The sequence below is a fragment of the Haladaptatus halobius genome (genome assembly GCF_020618475.1).
GTDB classification, from domain to species: Archaea; Halobacteriota; Halobacteria; order Halobacteriales; family Haladaptataceae; genus Haladaptatus; species Haladaptatus halobius.
Genome location: NZ_CP085339.1, coordinates 312,122 through 328,381 on the forward strand (window position 1 = coordinate 312,122; position 16,260 = coordinate 328,381).

General features: G+C 53.6%; 15 protein-coding genes and 1 pseudogene. 5 read left to right on the forward strand and 11 right to left on the reverse strand.

Features of this window, described 5'->3' with window-relative positions; all coding sequences use genetic code 11:
* Positions 1-195 precede the first annotated feature (195 nt).
* Positions 196-438 (reverse strand): hypothetical protein, encoded by a 243-nt coding sequence (locus tag LIW51_RS31930; RefSeq protein ID WP_227379524.1) that lies wholly within the window; start codon positions 436-438, stop codon positions 196-198.
* Between the two features lie 202 nt (positions 439-640).
* Positions 641-1,060 (reverse strand): helix-turn-helix transcriptional regulator, encoded by a 420-nt coding sequence (locus LIW51_RS31935; protein WP_227380065.1) that lies wholly within the window; start codon positions 1,058-1,060, stop codon positions 641-643.
* A gap of 721 nt (positions 1,061-1,781) precedes the next feature.
* Here LIW51_RS31935 and LIW51_RS31940 point away from each other — a divergent pair.
* The gene (locus tag LIW51_RS31940; protein WP_227379525.1) at positions 1,782-2,009 is read left to right on the forward strand and encodes a hypothetical protein; all 228 of its coding nucleotides are present in this window, start codon (positions 1,782-1,784) and stop codon (positions 2,007-2,009) included.
* Between the two features lie 962 nt (positions 2,010-2,971).
* On the opposite strand, the gene LIW51_RS31945 is transcribed toward LIW51_RS31940, so the two are convergent.
* Positions 2,972-3,655 (reverse strand): helix-turn-helix domain-containing protein, encoded by a 684-nt coding sequence (locus LIW51_RS31945; RefSeq protein ID WP_227379526.1) that lies wholly within the window; start codon positions 3,653-3,655, stop codon positions 2,972-2,974.
* A 169-nt stretch (positions 3,656-3,824) separates the two neighbouring features.
* Here LIW51_RS31945 and LIW51_RS31950 point away from each other — a divergent pair, with 169 nt between their 5' ends.
* Positions 3,825-6,575 carry a PEP/pyruvate-binding domain-containing protein gene (locus LIW51_RS31950; RefSeq protein ID WP_227379527.1) on the forward strand — a complete coding sequence of 917 codons (2,751 nt, stop codon included), beginning with the start codon at positions 3,825-3,827 and terminating at the stop codon, positions 6,573-6,575.
* 530 nt (positions 6,576-7,105) lie between these two features.
* Here the strand turns inward: LIW51_RS31950 and LIW51_RS31955 are convergent.
* From LIW51_RS31955 to LIW51_RS40560, 6 genes are all read right to left on the reverse strand, one after another.
* Complete coding sequence (locus LIW51_RS31955) at positions 7,106-7,951, reverse strand: helix-turn-helix transcriptional regulator (protein ID WP_227379528.1); 846 nt, start codon at positions 7,949-7,951, stop codon at positions 7,106-7,108.
* Between the two features lie 102 nt (positions 7,952-8,053).
* Positions 8,054-8,209, reverse strand: coding sequence for a hypothetical protein (locus LIW51_RS31960; protein WP_227379529.1), 156 nt, complete (start codon positions 8,207-8,209; stop codon positions 8,054-8,056).
* A gap of 11 nt (positions 8,210-8,220) precedes the next feature.
* Entirely contained in the window at positions 8,221-8,613 is a 393-nt protein-coding gene (locus LIW51_RS31965; protein ID WP_227379530.1) for a cupin domain-containing protein, read from the reverse strand.
* 589 nt (positions 8,614-9,202) lie between these two features.
* Positions 9,203-9,700, reverse strand: a complete 498-nt coding sequence (locus LIW51_RS31970) for a hypothetical protein (protein ID WP_227379531.1) — start codon at positions 9,698-9,700, stop codon at positions 9,203-9,205.
* Between the two features lie 195 nt (positions 9,701-9,895).
* Positions 9,896-11,332 carry an MATE family efflux transporter gene (locus tag LIW51_RS31975; protein ID WP_227379532.1) on the reverse strand — a complete coding sequence of 479 codons (1,437 nt, stop codon included), beginning with the start codon at positions 11,330-11,332 and terminating at the stop codon, positions 9,896-9,898.
* A 752-nt stretch (positions 11,333-12,084) separates the two neighbouring features.
* Entirely contained in the window at positions 12,085-12,561 is a 477-nt protein-coding gene (locus LIW51_RS40560; protein ID WP_497007410.1) for a DUF7972 family membrane protein, read from the reverse strand.
* A gap of 207 nt (positions 12,562-12,768) precedes the next feature.
* Between LIW51_RS40560 and LIW51_RS31985 the strand changes: the two genes are divergently transcribed.
* Positions 12,769-13,209, forward strand: a complete 441-nt coding sequence (locus LIW51_RS31985) for an FxLYD domain-containing protein (RefSeq protein ID WP_227379534.1) — start codon at positions 12,769-12,771, stop codon at positions 13,207-13,209.
* Positions 13,210-14,215: 1,006 nt separating this feature from the next.
* On the opposite strand, the gene LIW51_RS31990 is transcribed toward LIW51_RS31985, so the two are convergent.
* Together LIW51_RS31990 and LIW51_RS31995 are read right to left on the reverse strand one after the other, a co-directional pair.
* Positions 14,216-14,620, reverse strand: coding sequence for a TRAM domain-containing protein (locus tag LIW51_RS31990; protein WP_227379535.1), 405 nt, complete (start codon positions 14,618-14,620; stop codon positions 14,216-14,218).
* Positions 14,621-14,756: 136 nt separating this feature from the next.
* Positions 14,757-14,963, reverse strand: coding sequence for a hypothetical protein (locus LIW51_RS31995; protein ID WP_227379536.1), 207 nt, complete (start codon positions 14,961-14,963; stop codon positions 14,757-14,759).
* A 432-nt stretch (positions 14,964-15,395) separates the two neighbouring features.
* Between LIW51_RS31995 and LIW51_RS40565 the strand changes: the two are divergent.
* A pseudogene (locus LIW51_RS40565) lies at positions 15,396-15,739 on the forward strand (DUF8070 family membrane protein).
* A gap of 267 nt (positions 15,740-16,006) precedes the next feature.
* Positions 16,007-16,243: an SWIM zinc finger family protein gene (locus LIW51_RS32000; RefSeq protein WP_227379537.1), complete on the forward strand. Its 237-nt coding sequence runs from the start codon at positions 16,007-16,009 to the stop codon at positions 16,241-16,243.
* The last annotated feature ends 17 nt before the right edge of the window (positions 16,244-16,260 follow it).

Here is a 16,260-nt window from a genome sequence, read left to right on the forward strand (position 1 = left end):
GTTTACTGATTGTCGGTGGTCTCCACGAACAGTTTTGGTTGACCTCCCTCAGATAATTGCGCTTCATCTTATTCAGAAAATCCCATCTACACAGCACTGAGCGACTGGCCTCTCACCGATACTGGTCCCTCTCTATCTGAAGAGTGCTCTCTCGCCCATTCGTTTGACAGTGAGCGCGAAACCGATTCTGGTCAATCAGTGTCCCGGATCGGTGATGCGAAGCTCGTTTTCGACCTCGTAGAGCCAGCCATGATTGAGGAGATGCTCAATCGCGTATTTCGCGTCGGCTGGTTCGTCCGGAAATTCACCATGTGCGAGCAAGAGGTCGTGTGCTCGCTCGTGGGAGAACTCCTCATGACGATCAGCGGTTTGAGAGACCAGAATTTGATAGGCATCTTCGATCCAGCCAGGCAGCGATCGCGATTCATTCGACCACATCTGTGTTCACACTCGCTTTACCAGCGAACGGCAGTTTGTACCAAGTTTACTTAAAGAACCGGTGGCCGTCTGACGCCCGGCTGTCGATCGATGGTGAGCCGCAACTGATGATCAAATGAACGCCAACAGGTGTCTACTGATCGATTCACGCTCTTCTCGTCAAGTTTCTCTTGAGTCGGTGAATTTACAAAGGGAGGAGCAGTTAGCGCTCTTTCTGTGCGAGCTGCAAGATCCACTGCGTAAACGCGTCAGAGTCGATTGGGTCAGTCTCTTCTTCAGTATCGATTAGTGGAGAGAGCATGTCGCCCGCCATTAGGAGCGAGAAGTCAAGATCCTTTTTTGCCGGGAGAAGGAGATACGTTTGCTGTCCGTTGTAGGTCGCTTCTTCTCGTTGAATTATTCCCTCTTCCTCTAGGCTGGTTGCGAGACGGCTGCCCGTCCGGCTACTCACATTAAGTTCCTTCCACAGCTCACTCTGGTAGATGCCCTCTCGATCGTTAATGAGTGCTACTGCACGCGTTTCGAGATCATTATGTGTATCATCCGTTTTGTCCTGGGAGACGCCCCTTGTGTGGTTGCTCCCTTTCTGGGTAGGGGTATCCCCATTTGTCGTATCTAGCAGGTAGGTCCGATGTCCATTACTTGTCGTCTGCTCTCGCCTGAGGAGGTCTTTTTCCTCTAAGGATGTCGCAAGACGGCTGCCTTTGCGACTCGTTACATCCAACGCCTTCCATAGCTCGCTTTGGAGGAGCCCATCGCGAGAGCTGATAAGTTCGTATGCTCGTTTTTCGTCCGCTGAGAGATCTTCAACCGCGCTCATTTTCCTATTTGTTGCTAGGTGGTCAACAAATAAGTCCTCTGCGTTCTGTTACGAGCCCATTGGATGATCGAAACACGTGCATCCGGTTTCTTCAGCGAGTTTAGCTGCCGTGCGGACTTTGTCACTTAGAGGGCGAGGCCATCGCCAGAGCGTTTGATTTTGTTTGGCACTAGTGGTTAGTATAGTATACTAACCACTGGCTGTTCGCCTCGCCAATCGCGTGATCGTTGCCAGGACAATACCGTTGAATTGCCGATAGGCTATTTAGAGAGGCGGATTCTCTTGGGTACATCTGTCTATGGTTAGTTTCACTTCCGCTCTGGTCGGCTCATGACTTTATTCATCACGTTCCAAGCAAGGAATGCAGTCAGCGTACCCAGCAGGCGGCGTGGGCTCCCGTACTTCTCCCAACCCATCCTCCCACGCCGTGTGCTCATTCCCCTTGTCGTAACGAATCACATAATGGCACGAAGAAACGTCACCCGAGGGTTTACTAATTGAGAAGATGAATTTTGGAGTACTAATGGTTCCAAATGGGAAGTCGCCACTCACACCACTTGCGCAAGAAGCGCTTGACACACTTGCAAAGGGACTTCCGGAGGAGAGAGAGTTCACGTACAAGCAAGCGTATGCGATTCTCAAGGAGGAAGAAGATCTTGGAGAATCCGCTGCCGAGGATATTATCGAACGGCTCTATATGAAAGGCCATCTCTACGAGGTTGAGGAGAAGCTCCGGATCACCGATTACTGACTACAAAATCGAGCAACTGACGGAGCATGCTGACTGGTACCGACGGTTTGGGTATGTGGGTTACTACAATCAGCATTTGTGTTACCGGAACGCGTTTTATTCCACCGTTCAATGATCTAACTGCGCTCTCACAACTGGCCAAGGCGAATTCCCGACGCCATCATGCGACGCTGACGCAATTGGCTGGTTGTGAGAGCCCTGCGGTCGGCTTTCCTTGCCTTTCTCCCAGTGAACGTTGGTGGGAACTGAGTTTTCGGAAAATCCTATCAGAAATAGGTTGATTGGGCTACTGACGACCGGTACTACCGGACTTTTTGAGACTCGTCCCGTAGAGAAAGTTCTGGATAGAGATGCATCGATTCGCTCCAAACTGACGGTAGCAGAACATCGACTCTTGCTTCATCGTGATGGCCAGCACGACCAGTACTCACACCGATTTCCATCGACATTTCCTGTATTAGAATATCCGGAACCGACCCTGGCTTGCCTAAGGGTACCTCGGTAGTCGTGTTTACCTGCAATGTGTGAGTGACGATGAAACCGGTTACAACAGTCGTATGAGTAGTTGATAAATTGATGGTTTAGACAGAATCAGGTGATTCAAATAATTTCATGTTGTTTATCTATTCACTCCGGACCAAAACCTTTATTATATTAATCAATAATCATTATAGTATGTCGCTCTCTACTACAGTGCGGCGATGGTTGACTGACGAGGACGACCTTGTCTACGAGTGCCGGCATTGCGGAACCACGTTAGAAACCCCAATCATAGACGTCCAATCTGTGGATCAGCCGAAATCGTCGGATTCGACGTTTCATGATATTCTTTCATCAATCAGTGCATAGAAAATTCGTGGTTTGAGTAAGGTGGACGCCTTCCTTATGGAGTTCCGTCGTAAGGTAGTAGATTCTTTTTGAGACGATATCCGTAATGAATTTCTTCGCGAATCGACCCCTCCTTAGCGAGTATCTGTCCCGGCCAGTGATGAGAGATTGGCGTTGGCGCTACCGATGATTCGAGCCTCGATCTTCTGAAGGTGCTCACTTACCGTGCCGGCTGTAACATCAAGTTCCGCGGCGATGTCACGATGGGTTGTCCGGCGCGGAATCTCATAGTAGCCGAGATCGAGTGCGACGTCGAGGATCTCACGCTGGCGATCGGTCAACAGCGCACGGATATCGTTCGTGTCCTCCGTGTACGGCCCGATTCGTTCGATCTCCACGCCGATGCCAAGCGGGATGTCCGCCAGCGCCTGCTGGAGGTCGTCGTTCGTCTCGCCGATCATGACAATCTTGAGACGGCCGTCCGACGTGGCCTCGATCGGGAAGTCGAAGAACACCTCATGCTTGCGGGGGAGTTCGATGAACCGCGCAATCTTCGCAGGTGGGCGCGCGTGGATGAAGACCAGTCCGCCGTCTTCGTCGCGATTCGAGATGCTGAATCCGAGGACATCCATCCGCTGCTCGATGAACTCACGGGCGTGCTTGAGGTCGCCGGACACACGACCCAGGAGAACGATCGACCCGTCCTCCAAGACGTTGAGGTTGTAGATGCGTTCCCGCTCCAAGACGGCGTCGCCCTCGAATAACTCTGCCGTCGGATAGTCCCCCGGCAACGACACCAGCAACGTCACCGCGCGCATCCCTGCCCTCCGCTTGAGACTCGATCGGTTGTATTCCCCGCAACTGGTATTATCCGAGGGTACATAAACTGCCAGTAATGCTAGGCAGTTATTCAATCTTCTTGCCGGTTTTTGGCATCATTATGACGTCGCTCTATATACTTCAGTACTGCTCCCGAGGTGACGACCGATGACTGATCAGGCCAACTCCGTAGATTATTCCCGTCCGATTATCGTCTCCCTCGTCGACTCGGACGCGACCCACCTCGCGCTCACTGGAGGGAAGGGCGCTAACCTTGCCCGGATGCGATCTGCCGGTCTCCCAGTCCCGCCAGGGTTCTGCGTCACCACTGCCGTGTTCGAAGAACTGGTCGAGACACTCCACCTCGGAGCGTCGATCGATGCACTCGATTCACTCGACCCGACGGACACCGACGCTATCGCCGAGCGTAGTGCGGTCATCCGGTCGACCATTCAAGAACACCCACTTCCCGATGGCATCACTGACAAAATCGAGGGCACTCTCGACAACCTCGCCGCAGACGCGGTCGCGGTGCGTTCGAGTGCGACCGCCGAGGACTTGCCGACCGCTTCCTTCGCTGGCCAGCACGAGTCATTCCTCGGCATCTCGACCCACGACGTCGTCCTCGACCGTGTCCGCGACTGCCTGGCGAGCCTCTTCACCGATCGAGCCGTCGCCTACCGCCTCCAGAACGACATCCCCCACGAGGATGTCGCGATGGCCGTCGTCACGCAAGAAATGGTCGGCGCCGATGTTGCGGGGGTTCTCTTCACCGCCGATCCCGTCTCCGGCAACCGCCACGTCGCTTCCATCGATGCGAACTACGGTCTCGGCGACACCGTCGTCGCCGGCGAGGTCTCTCCGGACAACGTCCGTGTCAACCGCCGCACCGACGAAATCCTCGAGTACGACATCGGGGAGAAGGACCACGCCATTCAATCCAACGCCGGGGACGGCACGGCACCCATGGAGGTTTCCGAGGACGCCCGCACCTCGCGTGCACTTTCAGATAACGCCGTCCGCGACCTCGTCGACCTCAGCGACGATGTCGAGACCCTTCTCGGGTCGCCCCAAGACGTCGAATGGGCTCTCGTCGACGATAAGTTCGTCATCCTACAGTCCCGTCCCATCACGTCGCTGTATCCGCTTCCCGAACCCGCCCCCACCGACGACGCGCTTCACGTCTACTTCAGCATGGGCCACCAGCAGGCGATGCCAGAAGCCCTGCCACCGCTCGTTCTGGATTTCTGGAAGACCTTCGGGAACGCCAGCGTCCGAAGCATCCAGCGGAAACCCGCTCGAGACATTTTCATGGAAGCGGGCCACCGCGTCTTCATCGACCTCACGCCACTCCTGCGGAACCGCCTTCTCCGACCCCGGTTCCTCGAGGTGCTGCGGTCCATGAGCGAACCCGGCGCGAACGCGCTCGAGGACCTCTTGAACCGCCGCGCGCAAGCGGTTCCCCAGACCAGATCATGGACAAGTCTCAGGGCGGTGGTGGCCAAAATATGGCACCAGCGCAGGATAGCGGCCTCCGTCGCGGCTAGCTTCCTCGGCCCGATACTCGCCACGTTCGTTCGCGGTCCCAAAGACCCAGCCTCGGTCACGAGAACCGTCGAGCGTCGTGGCAAAGCGGTCGCCAGCCAACTCAGCGCGCCGGCGTCGACGGCAGGCCGCGTGGACGCCGTGTTCAACGAGCTCACGATCGGCCCGTTATTCGATCTCGTGGCCAGCGAGTCCTTCCCCCGGCTCCTCTCAGGCATTATCGCCGGCCGCATCCTCGAACGACTCTATCCGGACACCGAGGATGAACTAGAGGCGCTGGGGAAGGGGTTCGACCACGAGATCGCGACCGCGATCAACCAAGAACTCGGCGACCTCACTGACCTCGCCCACACCCACTCGGAAGTGAAGACCGCGCTCGAGAACGGCGCCCCACTCGATGAGATCGAGGAGGTCGATGGTGGCGTGGACTTCGTCGACGCGTTTGACGAGTTCCTCATTGACTTCGGAAGTCGCGCCGGCAGTGAGATCGACCTCAGCCGGCCCCGCTGGAAGGACAATCCCGAGACGCTCCTCCGAACGATCCGCACCTCGCTCGTCCAGGGCGACGTCGGCGACCACTGTGCCCATCTCAAGGTGCTGAAGCAGGACGCCGAGGACGCCGCCCATACCCTCGAAGCACGTGCTAGCCAGGGAAGTCTCGGCCCGATCAAACGTCCAATCGTGCGACGTCTCATCGAGGTCTACCGCGGAGGTATTCAGCTCCGCGAACACCACAAACACGGCGTCTCCTTCGTCTTCGCCGCGATCCACAACATCCTCACCGAGGCTGGGTCGACACTTGCTGCCGACGACCGCCTCGATGACACTGCCGACGTCTGGTATCTCCGGGCGGACGAATTGCGTGGTGCGCTGCGGAACAACGACCTCATCGAGGAGGTCACCATCGCGAAGCGCCGCCGTACTCACCGGCGATCCAGCAATATGACCGCGCCGGCACTCATCACGAGCGAGGGGGAAATCCCGCAGGGCGCCACCCCCGAGGTCTCTGGGCATGCTCTCACCGGTACACCTGTCTCGTCGGGCATCGTCGAGGGCCCCGCCCGCATCGTCCACGACCCGGCCACCGAATCCATCGACAAGGGTGACATCCTCATTGCCCCCTCCACGGACGTCGGCTGGACGCCCCTATTCCAGAACGCTGTTGGCCTCGTCATGGAGGTCGGCGGCCAGATGACCCACGGCGCCCTCGTTGCCCGCGAATACGGTATCCCCGCCGTCGTCTCCGTCGCAAACGCCACCACTGAGATCCAGCAGGGCGAACGCATTCTCATCGACGGTACCCGCGGCACCGTCGAACTCCTCGACCGAACCAAGAACACGGACGAACATTCCGACGGAGATGGAAGCGACTGATGCCCGAAGAATCCCGTATCCTGGATCTCCCTCGCACGATCTCTACGCGGGCCTCATAACAATGATGGACGACTCGAAGTCGTCCGGAACGGCGCGAGCGCGCCGTTCTTCGTGTGTATGTTGTTTTGCGCGTCTTTGCGTGGTTAGGTAGTATGAGTACCTGTGTCGTATGTAGTAGTTGACGATGCAAAGCACTCGCGTGAGTGGGTGAAGTTGGCAAGTGAGGAGTTAACCGAGTTTGATACCAGATTTTATCGGGAGTTGATGGTACGGGCAGCAGCGAGGGTACTGTCGCCGCTTAGGTGGCGAGAGAAATTCCTTGCAGATCACGATGAGATGAGCCTGAATTCGTTTCTCTAATGACTACAAGTTCAGAAGATCGTTTTGTTGTACACCAGCATCCCATAGAAGCAAAAATCCCGGCCTTGTTAAGACTCACTCGGTGACAAGTCTCAACGGTCGTGCTGATTACAGGGCGCATATCCAGCCGTGCCGAACATGTAGTCTAACCTCCCGCGTTCTCCGCTTAATTATGATGGTTCGACAGCTAATCGATCATCGCGCACAGACGAGTTAGCAACGAGCAACTCATCTTCATCGAACGGTCGTGCTTCGCACCGGTACTTCTCATAGACGTCCTCCGCCCAGTCACGTGCCTCTGGTGACTCCGTGTCGATTACGGCCTTGAGTTGAGAGGTTTCGGAATTATGGCCACAGATCCCGATACAGTCATCCATAATGCTGAGACCGCATCGATTGCCGTCCGGCAAGTTATCGTGAAGAAGGATCGTACAGTTCTCACACGCAAGTACCTGAGCGGTGAGTTCCGGATTCCACGCGACGATTGCCTGGAGAACAGGAAGCGAGTATATGTATTCTACCTCCATTCCCTCGATAATCCGCTGACAGAACGCTTCGAGGTTCCCCGATTTGTACATGGTTGTGCCCAGTCCCCGTATCGAATCTGTCGATTTGATCAGTTGGTTGACACGTTCGATGGGTTGATACGGATAACTGGGCCCCGGGTACGAGACGGTCGCATCTGCGAAGAATTCGACCGAGAACCCCTCCATCTCCCGCGGAAGCCACTGCCAGACCTCACGGAGCTTCTGGCCGATTACCATCCCATCGCGCAATCTGAGAAATCGGTCGATGACGAACGCTCCCAGCGGGGTGAGTTCGTAATAGGGACCGTCACGGACGATCCAGCAGCGGTTCTCAAAATCACTAACAAGGCGTCCGATTGTAGGGCTCGATGCTCCCGTCACAGCACATAGGTCCTGCCGATCACGGCGACCATCGGTCAATGCCTCAAGCGCTGCAATGCGGTGTTCAGACCGCGCCAGAAATTCGATGTCTTTGACGGCAGAATCCATGACACTATTACGCACGGCGGAACGAATACTCTTCGTATGTATCGTTGAGAACGGAGAATGAGGACAGATCAGGTCTCAGTAGTAGACCCAGAATTTGTGCCCCTAGGAGCAGTGGACGACGCTGTATTCTCCGAAGGCCGCGACGTACGACCCCACGACCAACTCGGTGTCTCGATCTAGTACTTGGACATCCGCGGGCTGCTCGCACTGCGGACACGTGACCTCTGTACCTAGCGGTTGAAATGATGAAGTAGCCATCAGTCGTTCTACTAGGTACTTCCGCTCATTTTAGCCAACATGTGGTCAATAACCTCCGTGTGTTCGTCCTGCGGGCTGAACATGACGATTTCAGAATCTTCATCAGCCCTAACCGTGTGTCCTGGCGGCCAGTAGAAGAGGGTGCCCGTCTCGTCTACTTCCTCTGTTCCGTCCGTGTAGCGAACGGTGAGTGCGCCCTTTAGGACGTACCCCCAGTGGGGGGCCTGACAGAGGTCGTCCTCTAACCCCTCAAATAGCGGGGCGACGTCCGTTCCGGCGTTCAGCGTGAAGTACTCCCCGCTGAGTTCACCGTAGTTGCTCGCGTCGCCGAACCCCACCTGCTGGCGGGCCACAGCGTCCGGTGTGTCAATCTTGACTGGGATATCGTTTTTTGCTTGCTGCATTAGTTTCACCTGGCTCTGAGAGGCAGGATCGCTTTCCAAGCGGTGGACCAATTGTCTGAGGTCCCATGCCATGGCGAGTCTCCATCTCGTTGCTTCGGCGATGGATTGTCTGCCTTGTATCTGCCCTTCAGTACTACAGGAGTACGCTCCCTGCAAACATGTACCTATCTAGTGAAATATTTCACCAGTTGAACATCATGGCATCTAATTTTCAGTTACACTGCCAACTAAGCACGAGTAGGACTGTCAGTTCCAGTGACGGTGTGGTAAACAAACCTTCTATATCTGGCACACCATTCCTAACAGATGATTAGAGGATGACATCCAGCTGCTACTCGTCAGTGTGGAACACTTCGACACGTTCTTAATCATGTCGTCCTCGACTGTCGCAATTGGGGGATTGTCGATTACAATATTGTAAGAGAAGGGGATCGCGCACGCGACCCCCTCCGTTTCGCAGAAATAGATACACTCCACCGTAACCAACACACTAGTACCACCATGGTTCACTGGCAGTGCGGTGTGAATCTCGGATGGTGGCGTCGCCGAAATGTGGGTTCGCTGAACCCCCGTGATTACAATGCTATAATCAGCGCCCTCCGTTTGTGATCTCCGCGTTTGTTTCATGTGCTCGCATCCACCCCGCCAGATCAGGATGCCCGAACGTGATTTCGATATGATGGCCGCCGACACCCATTGCATCGTCAACGGACAGCGTTCGGGACTCCTTGTAGCTCACGTCGGGCACATGCTCGGCCATTTCTTCCATGACGCGATAACCATCGTTCTTGTACGCACAACCATAATGCGTCGCAACCTCTCGATATCCTAACCGTGCAACCATCACGTCATTCGCCTCAGCGACCTTCTTGGCATGCTCGAGGACATTCAGGTACTTGTCCTCGACCTGCTGGCTCTCTGCGCGTTTCTCGCGGAAGTTGACGAGCTCTGTATTCTGTTCTACCCGCTGCACCGTCTCGAATAGCTGCCGCCCCGCTTTGGACGCTTCCGCAACAAGATTCGGCGAGTCGTCATCAACACTCTCTTCAGTCTCATAGTCGCGAACGAGATTGATCAGTCGAGACACCGACGCCCGAATTCGGGCATTCTTCTCTTCAGCGTCGATGAGATCGTCAATGTCTGTTTGCGTGGTCTCGGTCGTGTTTTCGAGACTACTGAGCTTTTGTCAGTTCTGGGCATGTGTTTTCGCGCCTCCGTACGATAATCTTCGAGTTCATCGACCCGCTGTTTGAGTTCGTTGATGCAGTGATCAGCTGGTAAGCTAGTCGTTTGCCGTCGTTGGTCTATATGAACGACTGATTCTCTTCCAGTGGCCCCCATCAAAGCGATAATACGTTATGATCGCTGGAATGCCAGTTTCCACGATTAATGTGAGTGACAGGGCAATGAGCCCGACGGAGGTCGTTGCACCGAGGTACGCGACGGGTAGTGCGAAGAGATACAACCCCAATGTCTGTCCGTAGAATGGCCACCGGGTGTCGCCGCCCGCACGGAGTGGACCGGTTGCGCTCCCGATCACTCCATAGAAAATGACGCTCACACAGGTTGCGTAGATCAAATTCATCACAATTGGGAGGACGGCTGGATCGCTGACAAACACTCGACTGATGGGATGCGAGAAGAAAGCAACAACGATTGCAATGAGCACGTACACAGACACAGTAAATCGGAATACGTCCCTAGCGTACCCCTCGGCTTTCCGTTCGGCACCAGTCCCAAGCGCTTGTCCAACAAGGCTGCTCGAAGCAAGACTCAATCCCCAGCCAGGTGTATCCATGAGTGCTCGAATTCGAAGTGCGATGACAAATGCGGCAACTACGTTTGGGCCGAAGAGGCCAACAATGGCGATTAAGGGGAGTTGACCTCCGGTTCGAGCAAGGTTCGTGAGAACGAGCGGTGTTCCAATCTCTGTAATTTGGTGCATGAGCGGCTGATCGACATGCGGGCCATCGAGGGTAATCGTCACAGGGAACGCTCCGACCAGTGGAAGGCTTCCAGCTATGAATCCCCAGGCAAAGAGAATCGTCACGAGGACCGTGCTGATAACCGTCCCGATCGCTGCACCAAGAACTCCGAAGCCAAGACCAAAGATAAGAACAGCATTGATGCTAATGTTCACCACTGCGCCACCAGCACGGAGGAGCATCGGAATCCGTGCGTTATCAGCACCGACTAGCGTTCGGCTTCCAATCAGGTTCACTGCGGCGAAGGGGATCCCAAGCGCAATAACTTGGAGATAGGCCGTTCCATATTCGATTGCAAGGCTATCGGAACCAACAAGTGAAATCAGAGTGTGAGAGAGGAACCAAAGGAGGAGTGCCAGCGGTATCGTTACAGCAATCGCTAAAAACGTGCTCGTTTTGACGATGCGGTTAAGTTCGTCATATCGGTCCGTACTAAACCGTTGTGAGATAAGTCCGATTGCTCCGTCAGCGATCCCACCACCAAATGAAAAGGCGAGCCCCCAGAACGGCGATGCAAAGCCGATACCTGCAATTGCTGCAGGACCCACTGCCAGCCCGACCATTGCAATATCCGCTGCTGATTTCGACATTCGGGCAACACCGGTGATAATTCGCGGCCATGCAAGTCGCGTAGTATGGTAGACCCGCTGCTTATCGATCAGGTTCAGCGCAACCAGTAGATGGCCTACCTGAAGGAGAGCAACTCTCACGGGATTGTATGATTTGAGTTCCACAGAATGTACTGCGACGTATGGCAGTTGTGTATAAATTACTTGTGGTATATTGAGGAACAATCTAATAAATGTTCATGATTGAGGTAGACTACCAACGATCAGTCGTCTTCTGAAAGTCACCTATAACGTGGATAATCGAACGTGGTTGGTCGTCACCTAACGGAATATCTTGCCTATACGATTCCCAAAGATATCAAGAAGAGCGATGTTGCTATTCAATGGTTCGGAAAGGGCAGCTATGTCCCTATAATAGCTGTTTGAGTTTTCTGCTTCGTTTGCGGTTGCGACTGTGTCGCGTTTGCTGTTGAAACGAACGGGGGTGGAATCGAACCACCGGGGCCACATCGTTTGCGGTGGCCGCCATCGACGACACGAGTTGAAGCATCGATGGTGCTTCTACCAACAAGCAACCCGTTCTCGCCCGGAACCCCCCGGAAAGCAAAAGCGCGGGAAGCGGCGGGCGTCCCACGCCAACCATGACTATTGAACCAGTCGTAACGCGACGTGCTCTTGCTGTGCTCGAGCGTCCACCGTAGGGGGCACCAAGTTCAGTGCGACGCTCGCAATTGTCTCAAGGGCCGCCATAGGTATTGTTATGTGGTGCCTGAAAGTGAAAGGAAAGATAGAATCCCGCATCTGTAGCGCCAAAATACTCCGGTTGTTCGTTATCTTAACCACGGGTTTCGGGGTGCTATTGTAGTTACTCTCGGGCTGATCGACACAAACAGGACAGAATCGGCAGGAACGGTTGCCTAGTGTTGGAGAGCTGTGGCAAGTAATTTGAGGAGTCGGGAGGGCTCTGCTGGGGCTGCCGGTACACTGGCGACATCCTCTACGTCCTGCCGAAATTGTATCTCTCCTTCGAGGCGGTCGCGGAAATCACCCGCCTGGGAGAACTCCTGTGAGAGAATGAGCTGGTTGACTGAGACAACGAGGGTAACAAGGGAAAACGTGCCAGCGATCATCCCGCTCGCCATCCTTGTGATCGAATCCTCATTTGTGAATGCGATCACACCAAGACGAGAGAAGATGAGCAACAGCACGAAAATAATTGCTGAACTACCGACTGTGATGACGATTCTATTTCCCTCGACTAATATCCAATCTATAAATTGATTTCGTGACTTTGGCCGTTGAGCGATATCCGTGCCAGTCGGCTCTGTCGTTTTATCGTTTCCGGTAGAATTCAGGTTATGAAAATAATACGGCGGAATAAAGAACGTTGGCATAAGATGAAGCCTCAATCGATCCTATCGTCAAGTCGGACGCTTCCAAGCCGAAATGCGATTGTCTGTCGCTTGAAAAGTTATTTTGAAATGTGAGCCCTTCCTTTATTCGGGCACAATGACCAACAGTGAACGCAGCAGTGGGGCGAGTCACGAGTGAGTATTCACTTTGAGCGATTTTCTCGCCGTCGCTTTCTAACTTCAGTAGGAATGGGGGCAACAATCGTCCTTAGTGGTTGTGCCAGCACGAATGATGATCCACAGTATACGCGTAGTAAAGTAAACAATACCGCCGGCAAACCCCGGACGGCAAAAGAGATGGTCGCAGCAGAAGCGGTCGCTCAACAAGATCCGGATGAGAATGCTAGTCCGATTGACTCGCTTACACTCGACACCCACGAGTTCGTTGTCAAAGACAGCTACAAAGGACCAACGGTACAGGGCACTGTCAGCAATACAGGTCGGGATCTTCTCACATATGCCGAGGTTCGTGTACGAGTCTATGACGATACGGGTGCTCAGCTTGGACTGTATCTCGATAGTACAGATGACTTCAGCGCCAGAACAGCATGGCAGTTCGAGGTAGTCCTTCTCACATCAGTGAGCAAAATCGCGAGCTATGACATCGCTTTGTTAGGCATCCCAGGGTAATCTCTCGATTATGCGGGAGTCAGCAATTACTCCTTGCTGAGATGGGATATACTTTAGAAACGGGGTAGAAATCACCCGCTTAGTGCTGGCACGCGACTGAACGGGATTTGTCGAAGGTATTGACAGAGGTGCTCCAGTGAATGAACACCCACCTTCGACAATAAACAATAAGAAAAATAGTTGGGTAAGAGAATTGCATGAATTAGCAAGGGATTGTTTTGCCTCGGGTCATAAGTCCAATCTCGCCCTCAATACGAGGATCGTTTTGATGCATTAGCAATTTCACGGATACAGTCGGAAAAATTAGCTGGGATGAGAGAAAGTATGTGCCATAATACTCGCAATATTGATCCTATTTTTCGCCCATGACTATCTCGATTAACAGTCGTGTTTATTGGACTCAAGTGGCGTTAGAGAGAGTGATATCGCAATCTGCTCTCTTCTCGTCGTCGGGATATTTCGAACAACAGTGTCCGAGGGAGGAGAACGTCGTGCTATGCGACGAGATCACGCCACCTCTTCGGTATGATAATGACGAAAATTACTACCTAGATGTTATTAACCCATTACCGCAAAAAATTTTATGTAGCTATGTATCCTATACTTCCGTAGAACAGCCATTGCAGTGACGGACGACTCAAAGTCGTCCGGAACGGCGCGATTGCGCCGTTCTTCGCGTGATTTCTTGTTATGCACGTCTTCGTGTGACTAGACGGTGTGTGTGACGTATTCTGGTATGTCCACCAGACGTTTGGCTGGAATTACGTGGACGAGAACAAGAGCGACAATTGTGATATCACTCGTTTGTGAGAGTCTCTGGCTGCTTCAAACGCATGGTTCACTGAAAATGTGGTGACCTCAGTCATGGTGGTATCCGAAAAGTGATATCACTCATGTCGAGAGAGCAACTCTCTGCTTTCTGCATTGTCAATGGCCACAGTAGAGCTACACGAATTCGATCACCGGGTAATCGCGCTTGATACCAGTTGAACCAACTGATCACCAACTACTCGTAATACATCTCCCGGTCGACGACTTCGGCAAAAGCGACAGTCGGTGTCACGTCCGTAATTTCAATAGTTACCCGTTCGTATTGTTCTGTCTCAGGAACGATAATGATGTAGCCACGCTCAACACGTGCAATCCCATCACCTTGGTCGCCAATACCTTCGATTTCAACACGCCGACGCTCGCCTTCCTCGACAGGCGGCGCAGGATCGTCGTGGAGTTGGTCTGACACTGCACCATCTGTTCCATTTGACGCGGATCTAAGCAGAGCCACGCGGTAAGTGCTATTTTCTTGGATGGCACCGTCCGTTAGCTCCTCTTTCGGGACTGTGATCGTGTAGGTCTCTTCTTGTTCCTCGATGCGTTCGCTGAACAGGCAGAGTAACTCATCGGGGATTTCCATGCTCTGTTTCGCCGGTACAACAGCATAAACGTGTGCGTGAAACTCGGAGATTGCTCAGTTGAGAGGTACTAGCAGCGTAGCTAGCCGAAGGCTGCCGCTATTCTACGCATGCGACCAATATCTACGGTTACGGTCGTTAGTCGCTCCCGATGACTGTGAGCAGCGTGTCGTCGAGATCTTCGATGATGATGACTTTCACCTTTGTTGGGAGGTCGTCGAACGCTTCGAGTGCATTGTGGATGTTCGAGTGTAAGCCATCGAAGGCTGTCTCTGTCTCGGTCTCCTCGTACTTGTAGTTGCCACGCCTAAGTTCAGTGACGAAGGTGCGTCCAGCGTGTTTCACTCGAGCGATTTCTGTGAGCCATCTTGTGAGATCCGTGTACCATTGTTCGCGAAGCGTCTCGTTGTTGATTGGCGTCTCCTTTGCCTCCTGTATCTTTGCTGTAGTAATGCTTCTTTCTTTCTCCTCTCTGCCGTCTTAAAGTCTATCAAGAGTGCAACAGACCAGTACAAGGGAATACTTTAGACGTCAAACTTGAAGGTTAAGCCTGTTTCAAGATAATTGATTGGTTTTATAACCTACGTAGAACGTGAGACGCCAGTGAGGTAATTTTCCGTGATTTACTCGGTTGTAGGCGATTTATTGCTTGTAGCCATATAAGCGTCTGTGGAGTGCCTCCAATATTCTCCTCATCCAGCGAGCTTTGACTTGAGCGGGCTTCTCTTTCAATTACCAATTCCAAGAATAATACCCGTGGAGTGACATTTCCGGATAATGAGCACTCGAAGGATTGCTCGGGCGACAATCCTCTACACTATTGTTGCAGGAGGTCTCACAGTGGGCAGTCTGTACCTTGTAACTCATTCTGGCTTCTATATGTTAGCTGGTATGGGAGCGGGGATTGTGTTGATAGTCCTTGGTGGTGCTGCGAGTGGACCAGTAAGTGCATCTGCGGTCGAGGGAGCCGAAGATGCGGGGCTCAGTGGATGACTGAAGATATGCAGTTGCAACCGTCTATGGGGAGTTTCAGTACTCGTGCTGTTCTCATTTTCTATGGGATTGAACTCATTCTCTGGTCTGTCGTGGTTCTCACGATCTTCCGGTCAGGGCTACAGTGAGAACCAAGTCTACCGACTTACCGCTGTTTCAGGAACGATAGTAATTATCTCTCTGGGAGAGTGTTATGGGTGGGTGGGTATATATTGTACCTATCTCTCCGGAATCCGCCAGATACTAACCCGCGGACTCAACTTCCCCGCTCAACCTCTCCCTCTTCATGCAACTCCTCAAGCCGTCGATGAGCGGATGACCGCTCAATCTCAAGCGTATCTGCCTCCCAGCGAGCAGTCATAGCCGGAAACTCTGACTCCCTGATCGCCCTGAGAATGACCACCGAGAGCCACGACAACCCCGCTGAGCACCACTACGTCGTCACGCTGGACGACGTGACGGGTGATGCAATCGGTTGTACGTACCCGCATCACGTCCACCGTGACGCCGTCTGCAAGCACATGACTGCCGTCGAGAACGCAACTGACGATGGGACGCTTGAGGCCTTCCCCTCAAACAATGGCGAAGACGACGCTCATCGCCGTGTGATTCTCCTTGACGTCGAACCCTGAGGCGCCTCACCGCCTGA